Origin of the sequence: Candidatus Sodalis pierantonius str. SOPE, assembly GCF_000517405.1 — a bacterium.
Lineage (GTDB): Bacteria > Pseudomonadota > Gammaproteobacteria > Enterobacterales > Enterobacteriaceae > Sodalis_C > Sodalis_C pierantonii.
On sequence record NZ_CP006568.1, the window covers coordinates 2,053,961 to 2,080,533 of the forward strand.

Sequence of the window (26,573 nt, forward strand, 5' to 3'; positions counted from 1 at the left end):
AAAAATTTCGGATTTATTCAACAAAGCGGTAAATGGTTTGAAAAAGCCCAGAGATTTGGCAAATCCTTTATGTTGCCCATTGCCGTTCTGCCGGCGGCGGATTTGTTGCTGGGTATTGGAGGCGCATTATCCAATGTGAATACGGTTGCCGCCTACCCCTTTTTGAATATTCCCTGGCTTCAGGATCTGTTTACCGTGCTGGCGGGTGCCGGCACCATTGTCTTTGCTAACTTGGCGGTACTCTTTGCCGTTGGGGTGGCGGTGGGGCTGGCGAAGACGGATAAGGGGACGGCCGGCATGGCAGCGCTGCTGGCCTAATTGGTGATGAATGCTACGATTAATGCCCTATTGCAGATAAGCGGCAAGCTGGCGGTCAGTAATCCCGGCGCTCACGGTCAGGGGATGGCGCTGGGGATCCAGACGCTGGAGACGGGCGTATTCGGCGGGGTAGTCATCGGTCTGGTGTCTTATTGGCTGCTTAACCGTTACAACAAGATTGTGCTGCCGCAATTTCTCGGCTTTTTCGGCGGCTCGCGCTTTGTGCCGATCGTTTGTTCATTCGCCGCGATTATTGTTGGCGCGGTGATGGTTGTCGTGTGGCCCTGGTTTCAGAAAATTATTTTCAGTCTCAGCGGTCTGGTGGACGCAACCGGCTATCTGGGGACCTTTATCTATGGTTTTGTACTGCGGATGCGCTTTGTTGAATAAATCCGAAATTTGTGACGACTTCCTCCCTATCAGGGCGATTGTTACATGATGCGGACGCTGTTTGACATTCCTAACAGTGTGATCCGGTTAAGTGCTTTAACCATTGCCATTGCCTCACCTACCTGCGCGTCATAGTCATGCAGACTCAGATGACCACCCAGAAGTGTTTTAAACCGGAACATGGCCGTTTCAGCCAGTGAACGCCGGTGATAACCTACTTTCTTTTTCCAGGTATCGTTATTGCCGCTCAGATGCTGATTTGCCACCGCATGGTTACGCTCATGGTATCGAGCTGGCCAATATTGCGCACCACTTCGCGGTGGGATAAGCGGCTTTATTTTTTTCTTCAGCAGAGCATCATGACAGTAACGCGTATCGTAAGCACTGTCAGCCGACGCTTCCCTGATTTTCCGGTGGGTTTGGTTAATCAGCCCGGGCAGCGCCTGCGCATCTGTCGTATCGCTTAGCGATAAATCGGCACAGATAATTTCATGTGTCACGCTATCTACTGCCAGATGAAGCTTGCGCCATACTCTGCGCCTCTCAGCCCCATGCTGCCTGACTTTCCATTCGCCTTCGCCGAAGACTTTCAGGCCGGTGCCATCGATGACCAGGTGTGAGATTTCGCCGCGGGTTGGCGTTTTTATGCTGATGTCGACGGTTTTTGCTCGCCGGCTGACCAGAGAGTAATCTGGGCAGCGCAGCGACAGCCCCATCAGTTTAAAAATCGAGTCAACGAAACCCTGTAACGCTCGGAGCGAAAGGTTAAACACGCGCTTTATCATCAGAACCGTGGTAATGGCCATATCGGTGTAGTGAAGCGGCCGGCCACGATGTTCAGGTGGTGTACTCTCAGTCCATGCAGCAATGGCTGACTCATCAAGCCATACTGTCAGGTCCCCCCGCTGCCTGAGCGCATTGTTATATGCGGGCCAGTTGGTGATTTTAAACTTTTGCTTTGCCATGGGGACCTGATGTTGAAACGAATGTAGTGATCAGAGTCGCCAGTCACCTAAAAGTTCGATTTATTCAACAAAGCCCTGCGGATGCTGGGCCCGTTTGGCTTACATCATATTTTCTATTTACCGTTCTGGACCACAGCGCTTGGCGGCAGCGAGGTAATAAACGGCCAGCTTTATGAAGGTACTCAGCGCATTTTTTTCGCGCAATTAGCGGATCCCAATACCCAGCATTATTATATCGGCACGGCGCGTTTTATGTCCGGGCGTTTTATTACCATGATGTTTGGGCTGCTTGGCGCCTGTTTAGCGATGTACCATGCGACGCGACCGGAAAACCGTAAGCGGGTGGGAGGACTGCTGCTGTCGGCGGCGCTCACTTCTTTCTTGACCGGTATCACCGAGCCTATCGAGTTTTCATTCTTGTTTATCGCGCCGGCGCTGTATGTGCTGCATGCCGTGTTCGATGGTTTGGCGTTTATGCTGGCCCATATTCTACAAATTACCATTGGCCAAACCTTCTCCGGCGGCTTTATCGACTTCATTTTGTTCGGCGTATTGCAGGGCGAGGCCAAAACCCATTGGCTGTGGGTGCCGGTAGTAGGGGTGCCCTGGTTTCTGCTTTATTACTTCTCATTCCGTTATCTGATTCGCCGTTTCGATTTCAAAACGCCCGGTAGGGAAGAGATGACCGCCGTAAGCGAGGCGACGGTCGGCAGCCAGCGGGCGGAGACGATTATCCAAGCGTTGGGCAGGCGGGAGAATATTGAGGAGCTGGATTGCTGCGCGACCCGTTTGCGCGTCACGGTACGGTCCCCGCAACGGGTGGACGACGCCTTGCTTACGCAAAGCGGCGCCCGCGGGGTGATTAAACGTGGCAACGGGGTGCAGGTCATCTATGATCCCCATGTGACGGTAATTAAAAATGAAATAGAGGAAGCGACTGCGTCATGACAGAATCCATGCTGACGACAGTTAAAGGCAAACTGGTGGTGTCGTGCCAGGCGCTGGAGCAAGAACCGCTGCACGGTGCCCAGATCATGGCACGTATGGCGCTGGCGGCACAACAAGGGGGGGCTGCTGCGATCCGCGCCAACGGTCTGGCGGATGTGGCGGCGGTGCGGCGGCAGGTCGCGCTGCCGGTTATCGCTATCATCAAACGAGATTATCCCGACAGCGAGGTGTTTATTACCGCTACGGTGCGTGAAATTGATGAGCTTATGGCGGCCCAGCCGCCTATGATTGCCATAGACGCCACCGATAGGCCGTGTCCCGGCGGCGGCTCGCTGGCGCAACAGGTGGCCTATTGCCGCCGGCATTATCCGCAACTGCTGTTGATGGCCGATATTGCAAGCGTAGCGCAGGCGCGAGCGGCCGAGCATCTGGGTTTCGATGTCATCGGCACGACGCTTTATGGTTACACCGACGCGAGCCGCGGACGCACGCTGGCCGAGCACGATTTCGTTTTTCTGCACGAGGTAGTGGCGGCAGTCAGCCGGCCGGTTATCGCCGAAGGCAATGTTTTGACGCCGGCAATGGCAGCGCGTTGCCTGCAACTCGGGTGTCATGCGGTGGTCGTGGCCGGCGCGATTACCCGTCCGCAGCAGATTACGGCGCGTTTTGTCTCTGCAATGGAAACGGGTAACGACGCGAGTGCGGGCAACGAGGACTAAGTCACGGTAGGGTCCCATCGATGCGCGGTGTTTAGCAGGCGCCGCCGCCGGGATACTCGCCGACGGGGATGGGCTACGACTATCGACCGACCGCCCAATAACAACTCAGCGGCAGGCGCGGCTGACAATTTGTTTTTGGCGCGGCGGGTGCAAGGTAACGGGGTCAGTTGCTCAGCGCATACAGGCTGTAGCCGGCGGCGGCGCCCGCCACGTCCCAGGTAAAGTCCTTCCAGCTCCAGCCTGTGCCGTTCGGTCGGTTGTCCCAGGCTTCTTTCAGCGCGCCGAAGGTAATGGCGAGGCCAAAACCAATATTACGACTGCGCGCCGGCGAGGCCGATTGATGTTCGGCGATCGCGCTGCCGGCCACCGCCAGCAGTGCGGAACCAACGAAGTGTTGGGCTTTGTCGCGGCCGGTCCAACTGTCCTGGGCCAGATGGCTGCAGCCAGCACACCAGAGGAGCGGCAGTAGCCACAAGAGCGATAAGCATAAACGGCGGTAGGTTGGCACCCTTGGGTGCCTTCTGGCTTCCGACGGCGTGGCCAACTTGTAAACGCGCCAGGGGAAAAAACGCATGCCTGTTCAGAGTATCCGGCTGATTAAACGGTCGATGCGGATACGGCGTAAACGACGGATAAGCTTACGCACTTTAACCGGATAGTCGGCGATGCTTTGCAGCTCGGTGAAGTGCCGTACCGCCCGGGTGTTGGTACGGATCAGCGCGAGTTCACGCTCGCGCTGCGGGCGCAGCGCCTGCGCGGGATCGTGGATCAGCAGCGCATTCTCCAGATCGAGCCGCCAGGCCCGCGGGTTCAGGTTGTTGCCGGTCAGAAATTGCCACTCTTGGTCCACCCAAACGCCTTTCAAGTGATAGCTGTTGTCGTCGTCTTTCCACAGACGCACCACCAGTTGACCATTGTCTACATAACGTTGCAAACGGCTAAGAAAGCGGCGCAGGTTGATTTCATACAGGTAGGGCAGGGCACCGATGATTTTAAACGGCTGATCTTCCGGGATATAAAAATCGTTGGCGGTTTTATCGCCGACAATGATCTCCACCTGCCTGCCCAGGCGCAGCAGCCCGATGAGATCGCGCACCAGCAGCGCGGGCAAATTGAAATAAGGGGTGCACAACGTCAAGGTATCGCGGGTCGAGCACAATAAATGATGGATTGTTTTGTTCAGCGGGCTTTGTTTGCCCAATCCCACCAGCGGGGTAATGGCCAATTCATCGGGGCCTGCCTCACCCTGATAACGATAGCCGGCCTCCCGTAGGGTCTGACGAAACAGGCGGGTATCGTTTTTTATTTCCAGGCTTTTCGGCCGGGCGGCGTTGTCCAGCCGGTTCACCGCCGGCGCCGTGAGCAAATGTTGTTTGATATAGTTGAGCAGCGTGTCCGCCAGCGGCTGATTGCGGATAATCTGGTAGCGATCGTAGCGGTATTTATCCTGCTGATGCAGATAGACATCGTTCAGGCTGGCGCCGCTGTAAATGACCTCGTCGTCGATGATAAAACCCTTCAAATGCAACACGCCCAACGCTTCGCGGGTATTGACCGGCACGCCATAGACCGGCACGTCCACGCCGGGATGGGCTTGCGCCATCCGGCAGTACCAGTCGGCGTTGGTGTTGGCGGCGGCGGCGCCGATGCGGCCGCGCTGCGCCCGGTGCCAATCAACGAGAATCGCTATTTCAAGCGTAGGGTCGGTGCGTTTGGCCTGATATAAGGTCTCAAGGATCCGTTGGCCGCCTTGGTCCTGCTCCAGATACAGCGCGACCAGATAAATCCGCTGTCGGGCGCCGGCGATGGCCCGTATGAGCGCTTGATAGAAATCTTCAGGGCTGAAAAGCGTTTTAACATCTGCAACCGTCTGGGGGATTTTTGGCAGTTGTGCAAGGTGTTGTTGGTGTTTGCTGCGTTTAAAAGTTGACAACATCACAGTGCGTTTCTTCTCTTATCATCGAAGGTTGGAATGACCCTGTGCAAACAGGTATTTGCGTTGAATCGGCCATAATACCACTACTTCTGTTGCTTGTGGGCATGTTTCAATTTGTCCGGCTAATCCTTGCCCGCTATCGGTGCAATACCCTCTGCAGACGGTTCCAGCGCCAGCGCGACGATACCGTCCTGCAATTGAATATCCACCGTGAAGCCTAATTTGCGCGCCAGCGTTATCATGCCGCGGTTGTTGGGCATGGTAATGGCGGTCAGCCGCTGTAGACCATGGGCGCGGGCGTAATCAATCATCTTCTCTAGCAGCATGCGCCCGAGTCCCAGTTTTTTCAAATCGGAACGCACCAGCACAGCGAATTCCGCATCGGTATTATCGGGATCCGCAATGACGCGGGTGACGCCGATGATGACTTCACGCTCTTGTTGCTGCGTGACCGCCACAAACGCCATTTCCCGATCGTAGTCGATTTGTGTCATATAGGCCAAATCTTCATGGGTAAATTCGCTAATTTCGCTGAAGTAGCGGTAATAAAGATCTTCGCGGGTCACTCGGCCGATGAAAGCTTTCAGCAGCGGTTCATCTTCCGGCAAAATCGGCCGGAACAAACAACGTTGCCCGTTATTGAGCGTGACCACCGACTCCAACTGGCGCGGATAGGGCCGAATGGCCAGCCGTGCGCCAGCGTCGCCATGGTATTCGCTTAAATGCAAACTGACATCCAGCGCCGTCATATCGCTACCGCAGGCCAGCAGCGGATGGATATTCAACGCGATAATTTCCGGGCAATCCACCATTAAATCGGACACCTGCACCAGCAGTTGGCTGAGCGCAGCGATATCCAGCGGGCGGTTATTGCGCAGAGCGCCCTTCTTTAATCCCTGCAGCACCAGGTGATGGGCCAGCGCCATATTAAGCGGCGACAGCGCTACCGCCATCGCCTAACAAAATAAGCGGGCCGAAGACGGGGTCCTGCTCTACGCTGATGCGCAGCTCCTGCGTGCCGGCGCGGCTCGCCATGCTCTGGACCGCCAGGCCTTCGATGCGCGAGTTCGGATAGGTGACCGCCGCCCGTTCCAGCATGGCGCTGGCCGCCTGCGCCACTTCCGTCGCATTGCGCAACGCAAGCATCACTCCCTGCACGTCGGATTTATGTGCGATATCGGCGGAGCGCAGCTTCAGCGCGACCGGATAGCCAAGCCCTTCACTAAGCCGGACCGCGTCGTCGCTGTCGGCGGCGATCCAGGTGGGCAAGGTCTTGATGCCATAAGCTTAAACCAGGGGCCTAACGTCATGGGTTTCCAGCCGGGTGATACCTTTATCCAGCGCCTGGCGGATCATTTGGTGGACGTGGGCGGCGTCGATGGTCAACCCGATCGGCAGCGCCGGCGTCTCCATCAACTGGCGCTGATTGCGCCTATACTCCGCCATATGCATGAAGGCCGTCACGGCCCCCTCCGGTGTGCGGTAGGTTGGCAGGCCCGCTTCGGTGAACAGACGGCGCGCCTGCTGTGAAGAAAACTCGCCGCTCCAGTTGGTCAATACGGTAACCGGCCGCGAGCGGGAAGCGCCGGCCAACGTGGCGATAACGTCGGTGGCGGTCTGACTACTGGGCGCGGCGGCGCTCGGAGCATGGATTATCAGCAGCGCGTCATAATCCTTACTGCCCAGGAACGCCAATAGCGCGGCGCGGTAACGTTCCGGGGTGGCATCGTCGGCAAGATCCAGCGGGTTGCCGGGCGTTAACGCCCAGGGGAACGCGCGCGCCAGCGCCGCCAGGGTGGTTTCGTCCAGCTCCGCCAGCCGGCCGTGACGGCGCAAAAGCTCGTCCAGCGCCAGCGTCGCCGGCGCAATACCGTTACTGATAATCATCAGCCGTTCGCCGCCCAAGGGGCGCATATGGCTTAAGGTTTCCACCACCGAAAACAGCTCGTGGGTGTCGCGCACCCGCAGCAGCCCGGCCCGCTGAATGGCGGCATCATAGGCGGCATCGAGGCCGGGAAGGTAGTTGAGCTGCCGCTGCGCCTGGATGGTGCGCCCGCTTTTGATGACCAGAATCGGCTTATTGCGCGCCGCGCCGCGGGCGGCGGAGAAGAACCGTCGGGCGTCGGAGAGATGTTCCAGATGCAGCAATATCGCACTGCTTTTACCGTCGCGCGCCAGGAAATCCAGCATATCGTCGACATCAATGTCGATACTGTCGCCGAGGGCGATAAAATAGGAAAACCCGATGGCGCGCTGCTGCGCCCAGTCGAGCACGGTATTGGAAACCGCCGCCGACTGCGAGATAAACGCCAGTTTACCGCGATGAATGGGAACCAGCGAAAAACTGGCGTTCAGTCCCTGCCAGGGGGCCAGCAGCCCCAGACTTTTCGGCCCCAGCAACCGCATGCCGAAACGTTGGGCGCAGGCGCGCAGCTCATCGAATTGCGCCGGAGGCGCCGACAGCACGATGGCCGTTTTACAGCCCCGTTCGCCGAGCGCGGTCAGCAGCGCTGTATTACGCCGGGCGTGGGTACACACCACCGCCAGATCCGGCGTCAGCGGCAGCGATGCCACCGAAGGATAGCTGAGCACGCCGCAGACCGCCGGATATTTCGGCGTCACTGGCAGCACCGGCCCGTTGAAACCGCCATCAAGCAGATTGCGCATCATCAGATTGTCGGCGCGGCCGGGCGTGTCCGATGCGCCGACCACCGCGATCGATTTTGGCCGCAGCAGCGCCTCCAGTCCCCGTAAACTCATCTACTGCATCCCCTTGCTGGTTGACGGGATAAGTGTACGCGTTTTATTTCATTCCTGCTATAACGGCAGCCCAGGGAGTCGTGCGGCGAAACGAGGGCGCATCGACGCGGACACGTTGTCTGGGTGGGACAGTGGCGCGCGCTGGGTGGACTAAGACGCGACAAACGCCATCGCCCCGGAGGGTCCGTTAGGAGGGCGCTAGGCGCGGCGCGTGGGATTTACCCGCCAGATAGCAGCTGCGAAAGAGGATAAAATGCGCCATCAGCGCGTTAGCAGCGGCCCTGTCTCCCGCTAGGGTAAGCAAGGCGGCGGCCACTTCCGCGGTACAATGGTGGCCCTCGCCGTGGTTGCCGCGCAGGCCATATTGCGAAACGCTGGGCAGATCCAGCGACAGTACCGGAAAATCCGCCAGCCACGGGCTTTTGCGAAACATTTTCCCCACCTCGGGCCAGGTGCCGTCCAGCAAAATAAACAGCGGCGGCCGGGCGTCGGGTAAAACATGATTGACCGCGCGTCGCTCCCCCGACATAGGGCCGGCGGGAAACACGACATACGGTTGACGGAGCGGATCGGCCACCGCCGCCAGCATGGCCGGATCCGGCTCGGTACGTGACCAGAGGAATGCTTGCGTCGTCGGCAGAATATCGGCGATTAACCGCCCGGTATTGCTGGGCTTGAGGGGTTCAGCGTCGAACATCACCAGACAGAATCGGCTGCTGGCCTGCTGCGGCATGATGGTGTCGCACAAACAGCGCCGGCGCGGCAGTAGACACCCTTCGCAGCGCAGCACCCGGCAGCCGCGGGCACGGAAAGGGCGCGTGGAGTGTTGCAAGCGCAAGTGGCGCAAGGCCAGTACGGCGTTTAAAGTCATGGCGTGGCCGGCGGTGGAAAAAGAGGATGAGTTTACCGGAGCGCTTAAGGGAAGGGTAATGCTTTTTGCCTCAACGGCCTGGGTTTTCTGGGCACATCGGCCTAATCGCTCAAGGCGGCTTGCTTGCGGCATAAGTTGATTTGCCTACGGCGCGGAAGCTTTGCTTACCCCATCGGGACCGTCCCTTGAGAAGGTCGTTTGACTGACGCTGACCCACTTTAACCCGAGGCGTCCCGACAGCCGCTAAACGCGTCTCCTTGACAGGCCCCGGAAAAGCCTACCCTGCACGGGGCGCCCCGCGGGCGATTAGGCGCAGACTTCAGGGCCTCTCACGGAAATAAGACTTACTCTTCAAAGGGGCCCGCGTGTGTTTAGGAGGTCGTGTCCTGGAGGGAGAGGTCTTCATCCAGCCACTCCTCGAATGGCGCTTTCGGCATTGCTCCATGCAGCGAGTTCACTTTCTGCCCCTGCTTGAACAACATAATGGTCGGAATACTGCGAATGCCAAAACGGCTGCTGAGCGCCGGTTCGGCTTCGGTATTGATCTTGATAAAACGCACTTTATCGAGACGTTCGCCAGCGACGGCATCAAACACCGGCGCGAAACCAACGCAGGGGCCGCACCACGGGGCCCAAAAATCGATGACGATAGGCATCTTGCAGCAGCTTGTCAAGCGTAGCGCCGGTGGCGTGAATAACCGAACCGTCCAGCAGCGGTTCACCGCAGCGGCCGCATTTGGCGGCATCATTGATCCTGTCGTCCGGCAGGCGATTGGTGGCCAGGCAGGATGCACAAACCGTGTTCATAATGTTGCCTCTGATGAGCGTAACCGCCGCGCCGGGAATTTTGCGACCGGCGGCATTCGCGCTTTTAGTGGGTCAGTTTTCAAAGTATGGTAAAAGAAATAACGGGTGACAAAATGGTTTGTTCAATGGTTTCGATAGTTGCCGGCTTTTACCTTAACCCGGTAGCTATATGGGCGGAGATCGGGTAATCTTCGCGCCCATCAGAGGGGGGAGGGCAATATGAGCGATAGCGATGCGTTAAAGGCTAAGAATGGCAAAGTCCGCGTGATGTATGTGCGCAAAGAGGAAGAGCAGGCGCCAAAGCGCCGCGCCGCCACCGATCGCAAGAGCGGTCAGCGCGATGAGGGCCGTAATCCGTGGAAGACGCCCGGCGACCGCGCCTGCGGCGGTGCACGTGCCGATCGCGCCTCCTCCTCAGGCGCCCCGCCCCGCGACGATAGCGCCGGCCGCCGGCCGCGCGGCGAAACCTCGGACTCGCCGTGGAAAACCTTCTACGCGGGGGATGACGCCGCTGTACCCGATCATGGGGGCATTAGCGGCAAAAGCCAGATTGATCCCGAACAGCTGCGCCGCCAGCGCGCCGAAGAAACCCGCGTTTACGGGGAAAATGCCTGTCAGGCGCTGTTTCACAACCGCCCGGACGCTATCGTTCGAGCCTGGTTCGAGCAATCGGTGACGCCGCGGTTTCTCGATGCGCTGCGCTGGATGGCGGACAACCGCAAGGCTTATCATGTGGTGGAAGACGATGAGCTGGCCAAAGCCTCGGGCACGGAGCATCACGGCGGCGTCTGTTTTCTGATTAAAAAACGTGCCGGTCTTGACGCTGACGGTTATCTGACCAGCGTCGCTGCAAAACAGCACGATTGCGTTATGGCGCTTGAGCAGATTAGCAATCCTCACAATCTCGGCGCAATCCTACGCAGTTGCGCGCACTTCGGCGTAAATGGCGTGATGGTGGGCGATAGCGCCCTACTGGAGTCCGGCGCCGCGGTGCGCACCGCGGAAGGTGGGGCAGAGCACGTCAAAGCCATTCAGTGCGACGATATGTTGCAGGACATGCAGCGTTTTCAGCGTGCCGGCTACACCGTGGTGACGCTGACCGGTAACGGCGGCACGCCGCTTTCCGAAGTGAAGATGCCCGCCCGGGCGGTGCTGGTATTGGCGGAAGAGGGCGGCGCGCGCTCACAAGCGGTACTGTCGCAGGCGGATATCGCGGTGGCCATCAACGGCACCGGTCGGGTACCCAGTTTGAACGTGTCCGTCAGCGCCGGCATTCTGTTGGCGGAGTGGTGGCGGCAAAACCGCGGCTGACGGTGGCGGGACGCAAAAAAAACGCCGCGGAGGATCCTTCGCGGCGTTTGCTGTGGCAAGCGGCAAAACTCACTTCAGCACATCTTCTTCCGAGATAAGCGTGTCCAGCTTATTTAACAGCTTGCGGGTCAGGCTTTCCAATTGCTGCTTTTCCGCTTCATTCAGCGTCGACCACAGGGAAAGCAGGCAGTTGTACTGCGGCGGCAAGAGATTATCAAGAAACGTCTGCCCGGCGTCTGTCAAATGCAGATGCAAACAACGGCGGTCATTTTTGCTCTCTTTACGTTCAATCCAGCCGCGCTTTTCCAGCTCATCGGCAATGCGGGTGGCGTTGGTACGGGAGGATCCCAGGGCCGAACTCAATTCTGACGGCTGAATACTGCGGCTGGCCTGGGATTCCAGGGTTACCAACGCCATAAACAGGGTTTCGTTGATTCCCTGGGCTTTCAGCATACGGTTGCGATTTTCCAGCAGTTTACCCTGCATGTGCATGCACAAACGGGTTAACAACACTTCCTGGAAAGGAAAATCGCTTTTTTGCTGCGCGCGCAGCGTTAACATTTGTTCTATCGGGGTGAACGAACTTTCCATCGTAACCTGCACCTCATTAGTTGCGGACTGTATAATAACTGATGTAATCACATATGTAAATATTGTCATGATGGAAAGTTTAGACGTCTATATAAGTGTTGATGTAATGTTAATTTACCCGTTTCTTAACTGCCCCGATCAAAATGTCAGCAGGCACTTGTACACCACGCCATACACCAGCGCGCTGGAGAGCGTCGCCATAACGATGCTGCGAGTGCGGTAAAACAACGCCGTTAACGTCAAAAACCCCGCCAGCGCAGGCCAGCTACGCTGAGGCTCCTGGAGGATATCGGGTAAGGTGGAGACCACCAGCAATGCACAAATGGCGGCAATACCGATACTGTCCAGTACCCGACCGAGGGGGCCGTTGCGCAGCGGCCAGTACCAGGCTTTGCCGGCGCTGGAAAGCGGCCAGTAGAAAACTGAGAAACAGCGCCGGTAGCATAAAGCCCAGTGCCGCCGAGACGGCGGGCCAATCATCGAGCAGACCATTGCCGGAACAGACGCCCGCCAGCGTGCCGGCCACCCACGATAGCCAAGCGCAGAGCGCGACGCCTAGCATCCAGTCTTCCGACCAGCTGCGGTTATCCCGGCTGAGGCGGCTGATGGCGGCGGCGAAGACTTCATCGGTCAGGCCGAAAGCCCAGAGGGCGGTTTTACGGGGCGCCAACGCGCCAGGGATGCGTTGGCGCAGCGCCGGTCCATACAATAAGTGACGCACGTCCATCGCCATGACCGTCAGCGCCGCTATCCACAGCGAAACGCCGGCGCTGAGCAGGGTAGTAATCACAAACTGGCTGGCGCCGGCGTAAATGATGCAGGAGATGAACAGCCCTTCCAGCGGCGTGAAGCCGAGTTTCACGGCATTCAGGCCAAAGGCGAACGCCACCGGCATATACCCGATGACAATCGGCAGGCTATCTTTGATGCCCTGACGGAATGTCGCGGGCGCGGTAGTGGCCGACAAACCGGCAATGTTAGACTCCATGATGAATCGCCTTCCTTTCCTTTGATGGCTTACAAGAGCGCGGCGCCACGCGCCGCGGTGGCGAATCTTATCAATACCATGAGACATCGCCCCGCGCCAGCGGCGAACGCGCGATCAGGCGCGGGGAAGGCCGGACTCTTCGTGACGGCTGCCGCGCAGCCACAATAACAAATTGATCAGGCAGAGCAGGCCGCCGGCGAGGCTGACGCCGTTCCAGCCGGCGCTTTGGTAGGCCGTGGCGGACACCAGCGACCCGAAGGCGCCGCCGGCGAAATAGCTGATCATGTAACCGGAGGTCAGGCGGTTACGCGCCTCCGGCATGCGACGGTAAATCACGCTTTGGTTGGTGATGTGCAGCCCCTGCACCGCCAAATCGAGGGCAATAATGCCGAGCACCAGCGACAGCCAATTATATTGGCCATACCACACCAGTACCCAGGAGAACAGCAGCAGCAATAGACCCCCCAGCGTGGTCATTTTGGCTTTACCTCGGTCTGCCAGCGCGCCGGCGCGGGTGGCCGCTAATGCGCCAGCGGCGCCCACCAGGCCAAACAGGCCGATTTTCGACTCACTAAAATGAAAGGGCGGCTCGGCCAGCAAAAACGCCATGGAGGTCCAAAGATTACTAAAACAGGCAAAGCTGAGGCAGCCCAGCAGAGCACGGTTGCGCAATACCGGCGATTGCCGGTAAATGCTGAAAATTGAGCCGAGCAGCTGGCGGTAATTCAGATCGGAGTACTGTTTATACCGCGGCAGGGCAAACCACAGTATTACCGCCATGACCACCATCAACGCGCTCGCCAGCCAGTAAACGGTTTGCCAGCCGCCGAGATCTGCCAGCGCGCCGGCAACGGTCCGCGCCAGCAGGATGCCGAGCAGCAGACCGCTCATGATGGTTCCCACCACCTTGCCCCGCCGCTCGGGATCGGCCAGCGAAGCGGCCAAGGGTACCAGGATCTGCGCCACCACGGAAAAAAAGCCGGTCAGGGCGGTGCCCAATAGCATCATCGGCAGGGATGGCGCCGAGGCGGTAATCACCATGCCGATGGCGGCCAGCACCGACATCACCACGATCATACTGCAGCGTTCAAATTTATCGCCGAGAGGCACCAGGAACATCAGGCCGCAGGCATAGCTGAGCTGTGCCGCCGTGACAATGAACCCCGCCTCGCGCACCGACAAATGGTAGGTCCTGACGATAGCATCCAGCAGCGGCTGGGCATAGTAATTGCTGGCAACGGCCAGGCCGGTGGCGATCGCCATGATAAGGATTAATGCCGGATTCAGGCTAGGATGATCTGTGGACGTTTTCATTAAGGATTCGTTTAACCAACGGGCGGGTATTATTACTGATTAACAACAAAAAAACGAGGGGTGAGTCCCCTCGCTGGTTTTTCGCCGGTGTTATGGCGGGGTTACGCCCGCATCGACGATCCGAACGGCGCAGTGTCACGCTTATTTGGCGGCGGCCGCGGCGGTGTTTACCCAACCGTCGAACAGGGCCTGATGCGCTTTGATCCAGCCGTCGGTCTGTCGTTCAATATCCGCTTCTTGCGCTTCGCCCTGGTGCATCCGCGCGTTCTGCGCGTTGATATCGGCAATCGGCAGCTTCATGATGGCGAAGAGCTTGGCCGCTGCCGGATTGGCTTCGGCCCACTGTTTGTTGGTGGCGATGCGCATGCTATTGACGGGGAAGCCATAGTCTGTGCCGTTGGGCAGCTTGGTGCTGATCCCTTTCTGCTCACCCGGTAGCGAGGAGAATGGCACCTGCAACCAAACCACATCGCGTCCCGGCACCAGTACGTCGCTTACCCAGTACGGCGTCCAGGTGTAATACAAAATAGGTTTACCTTCTTTGTAGCGGCTGATGGTATCGGCCATGATCGCCGCATAATTTCCCTGATTATGCTCGACGGTCGCGCTCAAGCCATAGGCTTTAATGTGATGGTTGATGACCGCCTCACAGCCCCAGCCTGGCGTACAGCCGGACAAATCCGCCTTGCCGTTGGCGTCGAACAGTTTGGCCAATTTAGGGTCCTTGAGCTGGTCGATGGTGGTAATGTGGTACTTCTCGGCGGTCTTTTTATCGATCAGGTAGCCTTGGGCCGCGCCTTCGACATAATTACCCTGGCGATAAAACTTTGCGTCACCGCCGGCGGCCTGGTACTGATCCGCGTGCAGCGGGTCCCAGTTCACCGCCATAAAAGTGGCATCGCCAGAGGCAATTGAGGTATAGGCCACGTTGTAGTCCACTTCCCGTGGCGACTGCACCGAGTAGCCCAGTTTTTCCAAGGCCTTATTCACCAGCAGGGTTTGAAATGTCTCTTCGGTAATGGTGCTTTGCACCGGCTGAACCTGGATGCCTTTCCCCGGCAGCTCGGCGGCAAAGGTGGTCTGTACGGCGAAAGCCGTGGTGAGCGCGAACGCCCCTAATGCTATCTTGCGCATGGGTTTACCCTGTGTTGGTCGTTGTAAGAATACGCCGCGGTGCGAACCGCGACGCCAGGTTATTGGGCCGCCGCCTGCGCCGCGCTTAACCAGCTGGCGAACTGCTTGGGATGAGCCGCTATCCAGCTGTCCACGTGGCGGGAGATCGCTTCAGGGGTGTTTTCCCCCTGATGCATACGCCGGTTCTGCGCGTTCACATCGGCCACCGGCAGTGTCATGACGGCGAACAGTTTGACGGCGGCCGGATTCTGCGCCGCCCACGCTTTATTGGCGACGATATGTTGGTTATTGACCGGGAAACCATAATTGCTGCCGTTAGGCAAACGGGTATCCTGATTGCCCGAATAGACGGACGCGGGACCTGCAGCCATACCACATCCCGGCCGGGCACCAGTTCGGCGCTCAGCCAATAGGGCGTCCAGGTGTAATAAAGCACCGGCTTGCCCTGGTGAAAGCGGGCAAGGGTATCGGCGATGATCGCCGAGTAGTTGCCCTGATTTTGCGTCACCGTGGATTGCAGGTTGAACGCCTTGATGTGCCCGTCGATGACATTGCCGCAGATCCAGCCGGGGTTACAGCCGGTAATATCGGCTTTACCGTCGCCGTCGGTGTCGAACAATTTGGCAAGCGCGGGATCGCGTAATTGATCCAGCGTGCGAATGTGGTACTTTTCGGCGGTTTTTTTATCGATCAAATACCCTTGGGCGGCGGCGGCGATATAGGTGCCCCGACGGTAGAATTTGCCATCGCCGCCGGCGTGGTCGTACATCTCTTCCATCTGCGGCTTCCAGTTCACCGCCAGATAGGTCGCATCGCCGTTGGCGATGGCGGTGTAGGCGACGTTGTAATCCACTTCATTAGTGGGCTGAACGTCGTAGCCCAGTTTCTGCAGCGCCCGGTTAACCAGCTCGGTTTGAAATGATTCTTCCGCCAGTGAGCTTTGCACCGGTTTTACCACCACGCCTTTATCGAGCAGCGCGGCGGCGCAGACAGACTGGGTGAATACGGCGATGGGCGCGAACGCACAGATAACGGTATGACGCATGGGGAATTCCTGTTCTGTTTAGGGCGGGCAGCGGCGCAATGCGCTGCCGTTGCCCGCCTTCGGGGAAAAGGTTATGCCTGCTTGCGAAACGGACGGGTTATCAGTCCCAGCGGGCCGTTGCTGTACCAGAGGCGGTTGCCGCGGCTGCGGCTGTCGCGGCCCAACGACTGCGTCAGACGATCGAGGATAATCGCTAGGATCACAATACCGACGCCGCCGACGGTGGCCAAGCCCATGTCGAGCCGGCCAATGCCGCGCAGCACCATCTGTCCCAGACCGCCGACCGCGATCATCGAGGCGATGACCACCATCGACAGCGCCAGCATCAACGTCTGATTAATCCCCGCCATGATAGTCGGCAGCGCCAGCGGCAATTGCACTTTGAACAACATTTGGCGCGGACTGGCGCCGAATGACTCCGCGGCTTCCACCAAATCCCCCGGCACCTGTTTGATGCCGAGGATGGTCAGCCGCACTATCGGCGGCAGGGCGAAGATAATCGTGACCACCACCCCTGGCACATTACCGATACCGAACAGCATGACGATCGGCACCAGATAGACGAACGCCGGCGTCGTCTGCATCGCATCCAGCAGCGGGCGGATAATCTTTGCCGCACCATTGCTGCGCGCCAGCCAAATACCCAGCGGTAGCCCGAGTACGATGCAGAACAATAGCGAAGTGAGCACCAACGCCAGCGTCACCATCGCCTGCGACCAGGCGCCGATGATAATAAGCGACACCAACGTGGCCACGCCCATGCCGAGCGTCGACATTTGCCAGGCTATCAGCGCGAAAATGATCATCGCCACGGGGGCCGGCAGGCCCAGCAGCAGATGTTGAAAGCCGCTTAGGATGAAGTCCACCGGGACGCGGATGCCCTGGAACAGCGGACGAAAATGCAATACTACCCAATCAATGCCTTCGGTGACCCAGCGATCGAGGGGGATAAGCGTTTGATGAAAGGGATCAAGCACATTGAAATGCGCGGGCGCGTCGGCCGGAGCAATGTTGAGCCAGTCAGCGCTTTGCTGCGCCGCGGTGCTGCTCCAGGGATCGGCGGCCTGGCCTGTGGCTTGCTGGCCGGCGGTCTGATGAGCGGGCGCTGCGTTGGTCGCCGCCCACGGATCGGTTGTGGTGTTACTCATTATTCATCCCCTCTTTATCCAGCGCCTGCAGCAGCATCCCTTTGGAAATAATGCCGATGTATTGATTATCTTCACCGACGACCGGTACGGCGCAGGGCGCCTGGGCGACGGTGGAAATCAATTCACTGAGCGGCGTCTCGGCGGGGATGGTGGCCGGCGATGACAGCAACGCGTCTTCCAGCGTACCGTTGGCGGAAAGGGCGGCCTTCAACGAATCAATGGACACCACGCCGATAAATTTCTGACCGCGTTCCAGCACGTAGCCGAAATCACGATCCTCATCTTGCAGCAGCCTCAGCGCGGAGCGCGGGCCGACGCCCGGGGTTTTACGGATCAGGGTTACCGGCCGGCGACGGGCGATATCTTTGGCGCTGAATACCTGCGAGATATCCACGCCGCGGAAGAAGGTGCGGACATAGTCGTTGGCCGGATTATTGAGGATCTCGTCCGGCGTGCCCACCTGCACTACCTTGCCCCCTTGCATGATAGCGATGCGATCGCCGATGCGCATTGCTTCGTCAAGGTCATGGGAGATAAAGATGATGGTGCGCTGGTGGCGGGACTGTAGCTTGATAAGCTCGTCCTGCATTTCGGTACGAATAAGCGGGTCGAGGGCGGAAAACGCCTCATCCATCAGCAAAATATCGGGGTTGATGGCCTGCGCGCGCCAGGCCGACACGCTGGCGCATGCCGCCGGACAGCTCGTCGGGCCAGGAATGCGCATGCTGTTCCAGCCCCACCTGCGACAGGGCTTCCAGCGCTTTGGCATGCCGCTGTTGCGGCGCCATACCGTCCAGCATCATGCCGAAAGCGGTATTATCCAGCACGTTCAAATGCGGCATCAGGGCAAAAGACTGGAACACCATACTGATTTTTTTACGTCGCACCTCGCGCAGGGCGGCATCGGCGATATTGGCGATGTTTTCGCCGTCAATCAGCACCTCGCCCCGTGTCGGCTCTATCAGACGATTGAGAAGGCGTACCATAGTGGATTTACCCGAGCCGGATAATCCCATAATGACGAATATCTCGCCTTCTTCAATGGCCAGACTGGCATTTTTCACGCCAACCGTCAGACCGGTTTTTGCAAATATGGTATCTTTGTCTTGCCCTGCGTTAATCAATTTTAACGCCCGCTCGGGGTGTTCACCAAATATTTTATAAAGGTTATTTACTTCAAGTTTTACTGCCATGAAATTATAGTTTTCCCGTGTGACATCTACCATATAAAATAATCCTGAACAAAATTAAAACGCCCTATACCCTAACATACTGAGATTCTGAGACAACCCCTAGCCGTCCTAAAGACAGAATATTCATGACGCGAAAAGGACCTATTCCGGCCGGATCCACTACGGCAGATAAGGGTTTGCGGCAAATATCACCTTGTGAAAAAAAAGCTATTTTGGGGCGATGGAGAGAGCGATATCAGCAGCGAAATGCGATGCGGAGCGACCGCTTGCGGATATATATCTGTTTCGGTATTGGTTCTTTTTTGTTCATATTCGGCGCAAGCGGATAATAGTGCCGGGGCTATAAGATGAAGCGTTTTATCCCGTCAATCGCCATGATGGAATATTTGTGCATTACGTTTAATATCGGGTCAGAAATCAGCCCAGTATTATGGCTTTGAGCAAAAGGAAATAAATACGGCATTGCCGATGCGGCGAAGAAGAGAAATAAGCAATGCGGGAGCACGGCTTATGCCTCAGAGGGGCTTTGTTGAATAATTCGAACTTTTAGGTGACTGGCGGCTCTGATCACTACATTCGTTTCAACATCAGGTCCCCATGGCAAAGCAAAAGTTTAAAATTACCAACTGGCCCGCATATAACAATGCGCTCAGGCAGCGGGGGGACCTGACAGTATGGCTTGATGAGTCAGCCATTGCTGCATGGACTGAGAGTACACCACCTGAACATCGTGGCCGGCCGCTTCACTACACCGATATGGCCATTACCACGGTTCTGATGATAAAGCGCGTGTTTAATCTTTCGCTCCGGGCGTTACAGGATTTCGTTGACTCGATTTTTAAACTGATGGGGCTGTCGCTGCGCTGCCCAGATTACTCTCTGGTCAGCCGGCGAGCAAAAACCGTCGACATCAGCATAAAAACGCCAACCCGCGGCGAAATCTCACACCTGGTCATCGATGGCACCGGCCTGAAAGTCTTCGGCGAAGGCGAATGGAAAGTCAGGCAGCATGGGGCTGAGAGGCGCAAAGTATGGCGCAAGCTTCATCTGGCAGTAGATAGCGTGACACATGAAATTATCTGTGCCGATTTATCGCTAAGCGGTACGACAGATGCGCAGGCGCTGCCCGGGCTGATTAACCAAACCCACCGGAAAATCAGGGAAGCGTCGGCTGACAGTGCTTACGATACGCGTTACTGTCATGATGCTCTGCTGAGGAAAAAAATAAAGCCGCTTATCCCACCGCGAAGTGGTGCGCAATATTGGCCAGCTCGATACCATGAGCGTAACCATGCGGTGGCAAATCAGCATCTGAGCGGCAATAACGATACCTGGAAAAAGAAAGTAGGTTATCACCGGCGTTCACTGGCTGAAACGGCCATGTTCCGGTTTAAAACACTTCTGGGTGGTCATCTGAGTCTGCATGACTATGACGCGCAGGTAGGTGAGGCAATGGCAATGGTTAAAGCACTTAACCGGATCACACTGTTAGGAATGCCAAACAGCGTCCGCATCATGTAACAATCGCCCTGATAGGGAGGAAGTCGTCACAAATTTCGGATTTATTCAACAAAGCGCCTCAGAGGTGAAATTGTCAGGTATCAACCCCAACCGTTTACAACTTGTCCGCGGGGAAAACCCGACCGGCGCCGCGATTTCGGCCTCGCCGAGCCGTCCCGTCCACGCCGCCGGTCACCAACACCTGTCGGCGTGGACGGCCATCGGCGTTAGAAGGCCCAATCCTCGTCTTCCGTATTGACCGCGCGCCCCATCACATAGGAGGAGCCGGAGAAGAAGTCATGATTCTCATCCGCGTTTGGCGACAGGGCCGAAAGAATGGCGGGATTGACGGCGGTCATCGAGGCCGGAAACAGTGCCTCATAACCGAGATTCATCAATGCCTTATTGGCGTTATAGTGCAGAAAAGCGGTGACGTCCTCGGTCCAACCGGCGTCATCATACAGCGCGGCGCTGTAGGCCAGCTCATTCTCATAGAGATCCTGCAACAGATCATAGGCGAACAGCTTGACCGCCTCGCGCCGCTCCGGGGTGGCCGCCGCCAGACCGCGCTGGAATTTATAACCGATATAATAGCCGTGCACCGCTTCATCGCGAATAATAAGGCGAATCAAATCTGCGGTATTGGTCAGCTTGCCGCGGCTGGAATAATACATTGGCAAATAGAAGCCGGAATAAAATAAGAATGATTCGAGAAAAACGCAGGCCACTTTTTTCTCTAGCGGATCATTATCCTGATAATGGCGTAGGATAATAGCCGCTTTATTTTGCAGAGCAGCATTCTCTTCGCTCCAGCGATAAGCGGCGTCCACATCCGCCATGGAACAGAGGGTGGAGAATATCGAGCTGTACGAACGGGCGTGTACCGCTTCCATAAAGCAGATATTGGAAAATACCGCCTCCTCATGGGGGGCCAGAGCGTCGACCATCAACGCCGGCGCGCTGAAGGTATTTTGCACCGTATCCAGCAGCGTTAGGCCGGTAAATACCCGGATCGTCAGCTGTTGCTCCTGGGCGGATAAGGCGTTCCATGACGGGACGTCATTGGACAGCGGCAGTTTTTCCGGTAGCCAGAAATTGGCGATCAAACGGTTCCAGACTTCCAGATCTTTGTCATCCTGGATACGGTTCCAGTTTACCGCCTGGACGCGCGAAGGCGCGGATTCGAGGATCATAGCATTCTCCTTGACCTTACAGGGCGCACGACACGCAGCCGGCCACTTCGGTACCTTCTAGCGCCAGCTGCCGGATGCGGATGTAATACAGCGTTTTAATACCTTTCTTCCAGGCGTAAATTTGCGCCAGGTTAATGTCGCGCGTAGTTGCGGTATCGCGAAAGAACAGCGTTAGCGACAGCCCTTGATCCACATGGCGGGTGGCGGCGGCGTAGGTATCAATAATTTTTTCCGGCCCTATCTCATAGGAATCCTGGTAATAGGCCAGGTTCTCATTGGTCATGTACGGCGCGGGATAATAAACCCGGCCGGTTTTACCCTCTTTACGGACCTCGATACGCGAAACGATCGGGTGAATACTGGAGGTCGAATGGTTGATATAGGAGATGGAGCCGGTGGGCGGCACCGCCTGCAGGTTTTGATTATACAGCCCGTGCCGCTTGACGCTGTCCGCCAGCGACCGCCAGTCCTCTTGTGTCGGTAACTGAATATGGCTTTTGGCGAACAAATCGCGCACGCACGCGCTTTTCGCTTCCCAAAGCTTATTGACGTAGGGCGTAAAATAGTCGTCGCTGGCGTAGCGCGACCGCGCAAATCCGCCGAAAGCGCGCCCGCGCTCTATCGCTAAGCGGTTGGAGGCGCGCACAGCGTGATAGGTCACCGTGTAAAAATAGAGATCGGTAAATTCCACAGCTTCCGGGCTGCCGTAATAAATATGCTCGCGCGCCAGATAACCGTGCAGGTTCATTTGACCGAGGCCGATGGCGTGGGAATGCTGATTACCCTCGGCGATCGAAGGAACGGAACCGATGTGGCTCATGTCTGACACCGCGGTCAAGGCGCGCACCGCCGTCTCTACCGTATGGCCAAAATCGGGCGAATCCATTGTGCGCGCGATATTCAGCGAGCCCAGATTACAGGAGATATCGCGCCCCACATGTTGATAGCTCAGGTCTTCGTTGTACTCGGTGGCGCTGTTAACCTGCAAAATTTCCGAACACAAATTACTCATATTGATGCGCCCGGCGATGGGATTGGCGCGATTCACCGTGTCCTCGAACATCATGTAAGGATAACCGGACTCAAACTGAATCTCGGCCAGCGTCTGGAAAAAAGCGCGCGCGTTGATGGCGGTTTTACGAATACGGCTGTCCGCCACCATCTCGTGATAACGTTCGCCGATCGCCAATTGTGAGAACGGCTGGCCGTAAATGCGCTCAACGTCATAGGGCGAGAAAAGATACATCGGCTGGTTGTCTCGCGCCAGCTGAAAGGTGATATCCGGTATCACCACGCCCAGCGACAGGGTTTTGATACGGATTTTCTCGTCGGCGTTTTCGCGCTTGGTGTCCAGAAAACGCAAAATATCGAGATGGTGGGTATGCAGGTAGACGGCGCCGGCACCCTGGCGGGCACCGAGCTGATTGGCGTAAGAGAACGTGTCCTCCAACATTTTCATCACCGGTATCACGCCGGACGATTGATTCTCGATACGCTTGATGGGGGCGCCCGCTTCGCGCAAATTGGTCAGCATAAAGACCACGCCGCCGCCGCGTTTCGACAGTTGAAGCGCGGCGTTGACCGCCCGGCCTATCGACTCCATATTATCTTCGATACGCAGCAAAAAGCAGGAGACGTATTCCCCGCGCTGCTGTTTACCTCAGTTGAGAAAGGTAGGGGTTGCGGGCTGGAAACGGCCGGAGAGCATCTCCGCCATCATCGCCCTGGCGAGGGTTTCGTCGCCGGCGGCCAGCGTCAGCGCCACCATGCATGCACACCCGATCCTCGAAATCTTCCAGATATTGCTTGCCGTCGAAGCTTTTCAACGCATAGCTGATGTAGAACTTTAGCGCGCCCATAAACGTCTGGAACTGAACCCGTTGCGCCCAGGCTTCGGCGAACAGCGAAGCGATAAACGCCTGGCTGTAAGGCGCCAGCACCTTAGCTTCATAATAGCCCTCGTCGACCAGGCAACGCAGCTTTTCCTCAAGGGAAGCAAAGCGACGGCTGTTCGGGATCACATGCTGTTGCCGGTAGCACTCCACCGCCAGATGATCCTTGTCGAACTGGATATGGCCCGCCTCGTCGTAGAGGTTGAGCATAGCATTGAGGGCATGATAATCCAGCGCCTGCAACGCGTGTTCAATTATGCTAAGTTCTATCGCTGTCAAAATTCGGTCACTCCCTTACGTACCTGTACGACATCTTCCGACGTCCCCAGAAGCTCAAAGCGATAGAGCAGGGGAACCTGACATTTTTCAGCGACGATATCGCCCGCCAAACAGAAGGCCGCACCGAAGTTCCGGTTGCCGGCGCCGATGACGCCGCGCAACAGGGAACGGTTTAACGGATCGTTGAGAAAACGGATGACCTGACGCGGTACGGCGCCGCGGGTCGAGCCGCCGCCGTAGCTCGGTAAAATAAGAATATAGGGGGCATTCGCTTTCACGCTCTCGCGCATCTCAAGAGGAATACGCAGCGCCGGCAGCCCTAATTTGCTGACGAAGCGGTGAGTACTTTCCGAACTGCTGGAAAAATAAACCAACGCGGTCATTACCGCGCCTTAGGCCGGGATTGCGCTGGCGGACATCAGGCTGATTTTGTCGGGACGAAAGCCGCTCCAGTGTTCATTGGCGGTCTGTACCACGGGAACCTGCTGATAACCGAGCGACCGGACATGATGCAGCGCTTGTTCATCGTCCAGCAGATCCACCAGCCGGTAATCGATGCCTTTACGGTCAAGCGCGCGGCAGGTGGCGTGACATTGGACACAATCCGGCTTAGTGTAAATAGTAATAGTCATGATTCGCATTTACCTCTCACAGTGTAGGTGTCGAGGGCTTGTGAGAGCGCTGCCGCCGCGTTGTGGTGCTGAACATGTAATGCATACTATATCTAGATATAAATCAGATCAACCATACAATATATAGTAATACCCCGCGGCGGACGCTAGCTTCTGAGCGAAAAAAAAGCAAATAAAAAACCCGCTCCAGGCGTGGAGCGGGTTCATTGCGGGTCATACGGAGGTAACGAAGCGGGAAAAAAATTTTCCTGGGACGCTTTAATTTGCTGTTTTACCGGCGTGGCGGCGTGAGGTGGAACCCGCGTCGCGCGCTGAATTAGGGGAGGATTTTGGCGACTTTTCGCTTGCGAAACAGCAGCGCTATTCTGGTGCGGATGTCTGACGCGGATGCGCTCGCGGACCGGCGCGAGCGCATCCGCGATGCTGTCTGACTAACGGCGCGTTAACAGAACTCCAAGCACGATCCCCACTGCAGTGGTGATGCCCAAGCTGTGCCAGGGTTTTTCCACGACAAAGTTTTTGGTTTGCACCGCCGCGTCGCGGGCGTACTGAGCGCCATCGCGGGCGTATTGACCGATGCGGCTGTTGCCGTTCAGTTTGGCGCGGGTGTCGCGCAATGCCGCCGGGCTTTCGCCTGCAGGTCACTCAGTTCTTCCTGGGTCGTTTTATCGGTTGTTTTCAGCAGTGAATCCAGGGTGTCTGCCAGCAGAGAAACATCGTCTTTAAAATCCAATTGGACGTCCTGTTTTTCGGTATTGGTAAACATGTGTTTCTCCCATTCAGTAGTAGGTTGTTTAATTATAGACCTATTTTTCACCACCGGCAGCGCAGGCACCGGGGATGAAACGGGAAAGTATCGGCTTTTTGGATTATTCTGAAAGGCGGGAGTGCGGCTTATCTCACTCCACCTGACCGATTACATTAGCTGTGATCACTTCACCGTGACTGAATCAATATAGTGTTTCTATGCTTACGAGATTTTATAAAATATGATTTTTAATCAGCATCTTAAGTTGGTTCTTGGTGACGTGTTGTTTCCATGCTTTTTGATGCTTGCACCATTTTGCAGTAAATTGAGCATAACAATTCGAGTAACATTTTGGAGTAATGTATGGCTGGAGAACTAAACAAGCTATCTGATAAAAAGCTGAAAAATCTATTGGGTGTACCTCGGGAGAAGTACGAATTCTTTGCCGATGGCGTAGTCTTGAGCGTCAGGGTATCGACGGTAGGCGGGATTAGCTGGACTTTCATCTATCGTAACAGCGGCACTATACAACGTGTGACCGGCTTTGTTGAATAATTCGAACTTTTAGGTGACTGGCGGCTCTGATCACTACATTCGTTTCAACATCAGGTCCCCATGGCAAAGCAAAAGTTTAAAATTACCAACTGGCCCGCATATAACAATGCGCTCAGGCAGCGGGGGGACCTGACAGTATGGCTTGATGAGTCAGCCATTGCTGCATGGACTGAGAGTACACCACCTGAACATCGTGGCCGGCCGCTTCACTACACCGATATGGCCATTACCACGGTTCTGATGATAAAGCGCGTGTTTAATCTTTCGCTCCGGGCGTTACAGGATTTCGTTGACTCGATTTTTAAACTGATGGGGCTGTCGCTGCGCTGCCCAGATTACTCTCTGGTCAGCCGGCGAGCAAAAACCGTCGACATCAGCATAAAAACGCCAACCCGCGGCGAAATCTCACACCTGGTCATCGATGGCACCGGCCTGAAAGTCTTCGGCGAAGGCGAATGGAAAGTCAGGCAGCATGGGGCTGAGAGGCGCAAAGTATGGCGCAAGCTTCATCTGGCAGTAGATAGCGTGACACATGAAATTATCTGTGCCGATTTATCGCTAAGCGGTACGACAGATGCGCAGGCGCTGCCCGGGCTGATTAACCAAACCCACCGGAAAATCAGGGAAGCGTCGGCTGACAGTGCTTACGATACGCGTTACTGTCATGATGCTCTGCTGAGGAAAAAAATAAAGCCGCTTATCCCACCGCGAAGTGGTGCGCAATATTGGCCAGCTCGATACCATGAGCGTAACCATGCGGTGGCAAATCAGCATCTGAGCGGCAATAACGATACCTGGAAAAAGAAAGTAGGTTATCACCGGCGTTCACTGGCTGAAACGGCCATGTTCCGGTTTAAAACACTTCTGGGTGGTCATCTGAGTCTGCATGACTATGACGCGCAGGTAGGTGAGACAATGGCAATGGTTAAAGCACTTAACCGGATCACACTGTTAGGAATGCCAAACAGCGTCCGCATCATGTAACAATCGCCCTGATAGGAAGGAAGTCGTCACAAATTTCGGATTTATTCAACAAAGCGCGTGTGACCTTGGGGCGTTACCCGGATATGAGTCTTAAGCTTGCAAGAACAAAACGTGATGAGTGCCGTACGTGGCTAGCAGAGGGCAAGGACCCACGACAACAACTAAAGTTGGGCAAAAAAGAATCTCTTAAACCGGTTACAGTTAGGGAGGCAATAGAATATTGGATAAGGCATTATGCGGTAGATCATCGAAGCCTGTTTAGAAATTTGTGTATTTGCCTGATTTTGATATGTTCAATCCAACATCAAAAACAGGTTAATTTATGGACGAAAAACAGTTGCAGGCTCTGGCT

20 protein-coding genes and 9 pseudogenes are annotated in these 26,573 nt (G+C 56.4%); 9 read left to right on the top strand and 20 right to left on the bottom strand.

Annotated elements, in window-relative coordinates:
• Positions 1–15: 15 nt before the first annotated feature.
• Positions 16–693: pseudogene (locus SOPEG_RS10530) on the top strand (PTS transporter subunit EIIC); the annotation flags it as partial.
• 56 nt (positions 694–749) lie between these two features.
• Here the strand turns inward: SOPEG_RS10530 and SOPEG_RS10535 are convergent.
• Positions 750–1,673: an IS5 family transposase gene (locus SOPEG_RS10535; protein ID WP_025245305.1), complete on the bottom strand. Its 924-nt coding sequence runs from the start codon at positions 1,671–1,673 to the stop codon at positions 750–752.
• 60 nt (positions 1,674–1,733) lie between these two features.
• Here SOPEG_RS10535 and SOPEG_RS10540 point away from each other — a divergent pair.
• A pseudogene (locus SOPEG_RS10540) lies at positions 1,734–2,621 on the top strand (PTS transporter subunit EIIC); the annotation flags it as partial.
• Positions 2,618–3,340 (top strand): N-acetylmannosamine-6-phosphate 2-epimerase, encoded by a 723-nt coding sequence (locus SOPEG_RS10545; RefSeq protein WP_025245307.1) that lies wholly within the window; start codon positions 2,618–2,620, stop codon positions 3,338–3,340. The pseudogene SOPEG_RS10540 and the gene SOPEG_RS10545, both read left to right, overlap by 4 nt.
• Positions 3,341–3,503: 163 nt before the next feature.
• On the opposite strand, the gene SOPEG_RS10550 is transcribed toward SOPEG_RS10545, so the two are convergent.
• The 5 genes and pseudogenes from SOPEG_RS10550 to trxC all read right to left on the bottom strand — a co-directional run bounded on the left by SOPEG_RS10550 (position 3,504) and on the right by trxC (position 9,675).
• Positions 3,504–3,848, bottom strand: coding sequence for a YfiM family lipoprotein (locus SOPEG_RS10550; RefSeq protein ID WP_038468605.1), 345 nt, complete (start codon positions 3,846–3,848; stop codon positions 3,504–3,506).
• Positions 3,849–3,920: 72 nt separating this feature from the next.
• Entirely contained in the window at positions 3,921–5,276 is a 1,356-nt protein-coding gene (gene pssA / locus SOPEG_RS10555) for a CDP-diacylglycerol--serine O-phosphatidyltransferase (protein ID WP_025245309.1), read from the bottom strand.
• 122 nt (positions 5,277–5,398) lie between these two features.
• Positions 5,399–8,036 (bottom strand): annotated as a pseudogene (locus SOPEG_RS10560) (bifunctional acetate--CoA ligase family protein/GNAT family N-acetyltransferase).
• A 187-nt stretch (positions 8,037–8,223) separates the two neighbouring features.
• The gene (locus tag SOPEG_RS10565) at positions 8,224–8,907 is read right to left on the bottom strand and encodes a tRNA-uridine aminocarboxypropyltransferase (RefSeq protein ID WP_025245310.1); all 684 of its coding nucleotides are present in this window, start codon (positions 8,905–8,907) and stop codon (positions 8,224–8,226) included.
• A gap of 371 nt (positions 8,908–9,278) precedes the next feature.
• Positions 9,279–9,675 (bottom strand): annotated as a pseudogene (gene trxC, locus SOPEG_RS10570) (thioredoxin TrxC).
• Here trxC and SOPEG_RS29475 point away from each other — a divergent pair.
• Together SOPEG_RS29475 and SOPEG_RS10575 are read left to right on the top strand one after the other, a co-directional pair.
• On the top strand, positions 9,565–9,807 hold the full coding sequence (locus SOPEG_RS29475; protein WP_236851877.1) for a hypothetical protein: 243 nt from the start codon (positions 9,565–9,567) through the stop codon (positions 9,805–9,807). The pseudogene trxC and the gene SOPEG_RS29475 overlap by 111 nt on opposite strands.
• A gap of 126 nt (positions 9,808–9,933) precedes the next feature.
• Complete coding sequence (locus SOPEG_RS10575) at positions 9,934–11,025, top strand: tRNA/rRNA methyltransferase (RefSeq protein WP_025245311.1); 1,092 nt, start codon at positions 9,934–9,936, stop codon at positions 11,023–11,025.
• A 69-nt stretch (positions 11,026–11,094) separates the two neighbouring features.
• Here the strand turns inward: SOPEG_RS10575 and mprA are convergent, their stop codons facing one another.
• The 8 genes and pseudogenes from mprA to proV all read right to left on the bottom strand — a co-directional run bounded on the left by mprA (position 11,095) and on the right by proV (position 18,438).
• The gene (gene mprA, locus SOPEG_RS10580; RefSeq protein WP_025245312.1) at positions 11,095–11,616 is read right to left on the bottom strand and encodes a transcriptional repressor MprA; all 522 of its coding nucleotides are present in this window, start codon (positions 11,614–11,616) and stop codon (positions 11,095–11,097) included.
• Positions 11,617–11,754: 138 nt separating this feature from the next.
• A complete protein-coding gene (locus SOPEG_RS28760) occupies positions 11,755–11,925 on the bottom strand; it encodes an AzlD domain-containing protein (protein ID WP_236851805.1) in 171 nt (56 codons plus the stop codon).
• Positions 11,882–12,604, bottom strand: coding sequence for an AzlC family ABC transporter permease (locus tag SOPEG_RS10585; RefSeq protein WP_148297055.1), 723 nt, complete (start codon positions 12,602–12,604; stop codon positions 11,882–11,884). The genes SOPEG_RS28760 and SOPEG_RS10585 overlap by 44 nt, the downstream gene beginning before the upstream one ends.
• A 114-nt stretch (positions 12,605–12,718) precedes the next feature.
• Positions 12,719–13,918: an MFS transporter gene (locus SOPEG_RS10590; RefSeq protein WP_025245313.1), complete on the bottom strand. Its 1,200-nt coding sequence runs from the start codon at positions 13,916–13,918 to the stop codon at positions 12,719–12,721.
• A 141-nt stretch (positions 13,919–14,059) separates the two neighbouring features.
• Positions 14,060–15,052, bottom strand: coding sequence for a glycine betaine/L-proline ABC transporter substrate-binding protein ProX (gene proX, locus SOPEG_RS10595; RefSeq protein ID WP_025245314.1), 993 nt, complete (start codon positions 15,050–15,052; stop codon positions 14,060–14,062).
• 59 nt (positions 15,053–15,111) lie between these two features.
• Positions 15,112–16,097: pseudogene (gene proX / locus SOPEG_RS10600) on the bottom strand (glycine betaine/L-proline ABC transporter substrate-binding protein ProX).
• Positions 16,098–16,168: 71 nt separating this feature from the next.
• Positions 16,169–17,245, bottom strand: coding sequence for a glycine betaine/L-proline ABC transporter permease ProW (gene proW, locus SOPEG_RS10605; RefSeq protein ID WP_025245315.1), 1,077 nt, complete (start codon positions 17,243–17,245; stop codon positions 16,169–16,171).
• Positions 17,238–18,438, bottom strand: a pseudogene (gene proV / locus SOPEG_RS10610) (glycine betaine/L-proline ABC transporter ATP-binding protein ProV). Before proV ends, proW begins: the two are co-directional and overlap by 8 nt.
• Before the next feature lie 597 nt (positions 18,439–19,035).
• Here proV and SOPEG_RS10615 point away from each other — a divergent pair.
• Positions 19,036–19,959, top strand: coding sequence for an IS5 family transposase (locus SOPEG_RS10615; protein WP_025245316.1), 924 nt, complete (start codon positions 19,036–19,038; stop codon positions 19,957–19,959).
• Positions 19,960–20,165: 206 nt separating this feature from the next.
• Here SOPEG_RS10615 and nrdF read toward each other — a convergent pair whose 3' ends face one another.
• From nrdF to SOPEG_RS29485, 6 genes and pseudogenes are all read right to left on the bottom strand, one after another.
• Positions 20,166–21,131, bottom strand: a complete 966-nt coding sequence (gene nrdF / locus SOPEG_RS10620) for a class 1b ribonucleoside-diphosphate reductase subunit beta (protein ID WP_025245317.1) — start codon at positions 21,129–21,131, stop codon at positions 20,166–20,168.
• A gap of 16 nt (positions 21,132–21,147) precedes the next feature.
• Positions 21,148–23,233 (bottom strand): annotated as a pseudogene (gene nrdE / locus SOPEG_RS10625) (class 1b ribonucleoside-diphosphate reductase subunit alpha).
• Between the two features lie 65 nt (positions 23,234–23,298).
• Positions 23,299–23,685: a class Ib ribonucleoside-diphosphate reductase assembly flavoprotein NrdI gene (nrdI, locus tag SOPEG_RS10630; RefSeq protein ID WP_038468608.1), complete on the bottom strand. Its 387-nt coding sequence runs from the start codon at positions 23,683–23,685 to the stop codon at positions 23,299–23,301.
• A 9-nt stretch (positions 23,686–23,694) separates the two neighbouring features.
• Positions 23,695–23,934, bottom strand: coding sequence for a glutaredoxin-like protein NrdH (gene nrdH, locus SOPEG_RS10635; RefSeq protein ID WP_025245318.1), 240 nt, complete (start codon positions 23,932–23,934; stop codon positions 23,695–23,697).
• Between the two features lie 431 nt (positions 23,935–24,365).
• Positions 24,366–24,551: a glycine zipper domain-containing protein gene (locus tag SOPEG_RS29480; protein ID WP_051419630.1), complete on the bottom strand. Its 186-nt coding sequence runs from the start codon at positions 24,549–24,551 to the stop codon at positions 24,366–24,368.
• The gene (locus SOPEG_RS29485; RefSeq protein WP_236851741.1) at positions 24,527–24,700 is read right to left on the bottom strand and encodes a hypothetical protein; all 174 of its coding nucleotides are present in this window, start codon (positions 24,698–24,700) and stop codon (positions 24,527–24,529) included. The genes SOPEG_RS29480 and SOPEG_RS29485 overlap by 25 nt, the downstream gene beginning before the upstream one ends.
• Before the next feature lie 345 nt (positions 24,701–25,045).
• Here SOPEG_RS29485 and SOPEG_RS28255 point away from each other — a divergent pair.
• The 3 genes and pseudogenes from SOPEG_RS28255 to SOPEG_RS24615 all read left to right on the top strand — a co-directional run.
• A pseudogene (locus SOPEG_RS28255) lies at positions 25,046–25,204 on the top strand (Arm DNA-binding domain-containing protein); the annotation flags it as partial.
• 93 nt (positions 25,205–25,297) lie between these two features.
• On the top strand, positions 25,298–26,221 hold the full coding sequence (locus SOPEG_RS10650; protein ID WP_025245319.1) for an IS5 family transposase: 924 nt from the start codon (positions 25,298–25,300) through the stop codon (positions 26,219–26,221).
• 56 nt (positions 26,222–26,277) lie between these two features.
• A pseudogene (locus SOPEG_RS24615) lies at positions 26,278–26,475 on the top strand (Arm DNA-binding domain-containing protein); the annotation flags it as partial.
• Positions 26,476–26,573 lie beyond the last annotated feature (98 nt).

Excerpts from the sequence above, each read along its gene's own strand:
- mprA (WP_025245312.1), bottom strand. The coding sequence starts at position 11,616 with ATGGAAAGTTCGTTCACCCCGATAGAACAAATGTTAACGCTGCGCGCG.
- SOPEG_RS10650 (WP_025245319.1), top strand. The coding sequence starts at position 25,298 with ATGGCAAAGCAAAAGTTTAAAATTACCAACTGGCCCGCATATAACAAT.
- SOPEG_RS10545 (WP_025245307.1), top strand. The coding sequence starts at position 2,618 with ATGACAGAATCCATGCTGACGACAGTTAAAGGCAAACTGGTGGTGTCG.
- nrdH (WP_025245318.1), bottom strand. The coding sequence starts at position 23,934 with ATGACTATTACTATTTACACTAAGCCGGATTGTGTCCAATGTCACGCC.
- SOPEG_RS10615 (WP_025245316.1), top strand. The coding sequence starts at position 19,036 with ATGGCAAAGCAAAAGTTTAAAATTACCAACTGGCCCGCATATAACAAT.
- SOPEG_RS10575 (WP_025245311.1), top strand. The coding sequence starts at position 9,934 with ATGAGCGATAGCGATGCGTTAAAGGCTAAGAATGGCAAAGTCCGCGTG.
- nrdI (WP_038468608.1), bottom strand. The coding sequence starts at position 23,685 with ATGACCGCGTTGGTTTATTTTTCCAGCAGTTCGGAAAGTACTCACCGC.
- SOPEG_RS10590 (WP_025245313.1), bottom strand. The coding sequence starts at position 13,918 with ATGAAAACGTCCACAGATCATCCTAGCCTGAATCCGGCATTAATCCTT.
- SOPEG_RS10565 (WP_025245310.1), bottom strand. The coding sequence starts at position 8,907 with ATGACTTTAAACGCCGTACTGGCCTTGCGCCACTTGCGCTTGCAACAC.
- proX (WP_025245314.1), bottom strand. The coding sequence starts at position 15,052 with ATGCGCAAGATAGCATTAGGGGCGTTCGCGCTCACCACGGCTTTCGCC.
- SOPEG_RS10585 (WP_148297055.1), bottom strand. The coding sequence starts at position 12,604 with ATGGAGTCTAACATTGCCGGTTTGTCGGCCACTACCGCGCCCGCGACA.
- pssA (WP_025245309.1), bottom strand. The coding sequence starts at position 5,276 with ATGTTGTCAACTTTTAAACGCAGCAAACACCAACAACACCTTGCACAA.
- proW (WP_025245315.1), bottom strand. The coding sequence starts at position 17,245 with ATGAGTAACACCACAACCGATCCGTGGGCGGCGACCAACGCAGCGCCC.
- nrdF (WP_025245317.1), bottom strand. The coding sequence starts at position 21,131 with ATGATCCTCGAATCCGCGCCTTCGCGCGTCCAGGCGGTAAACTGGAAC.
- SOPEG_RS10535 (WP_025245305.1), bottom strand. The coding sequence starts at position 1,673 with ATGGCAAAGCAAAAGTTTAAAATCACCAACTGGCCCGCATATAACAAT.
- SOPEG_RS29485 (WP_236851741.1), bottom strand. The coding sequence starts at position 24,700 with ATGTTTACCAATACCGAAAAACAGGACGTCCAATTGGATTTTAAAGAC.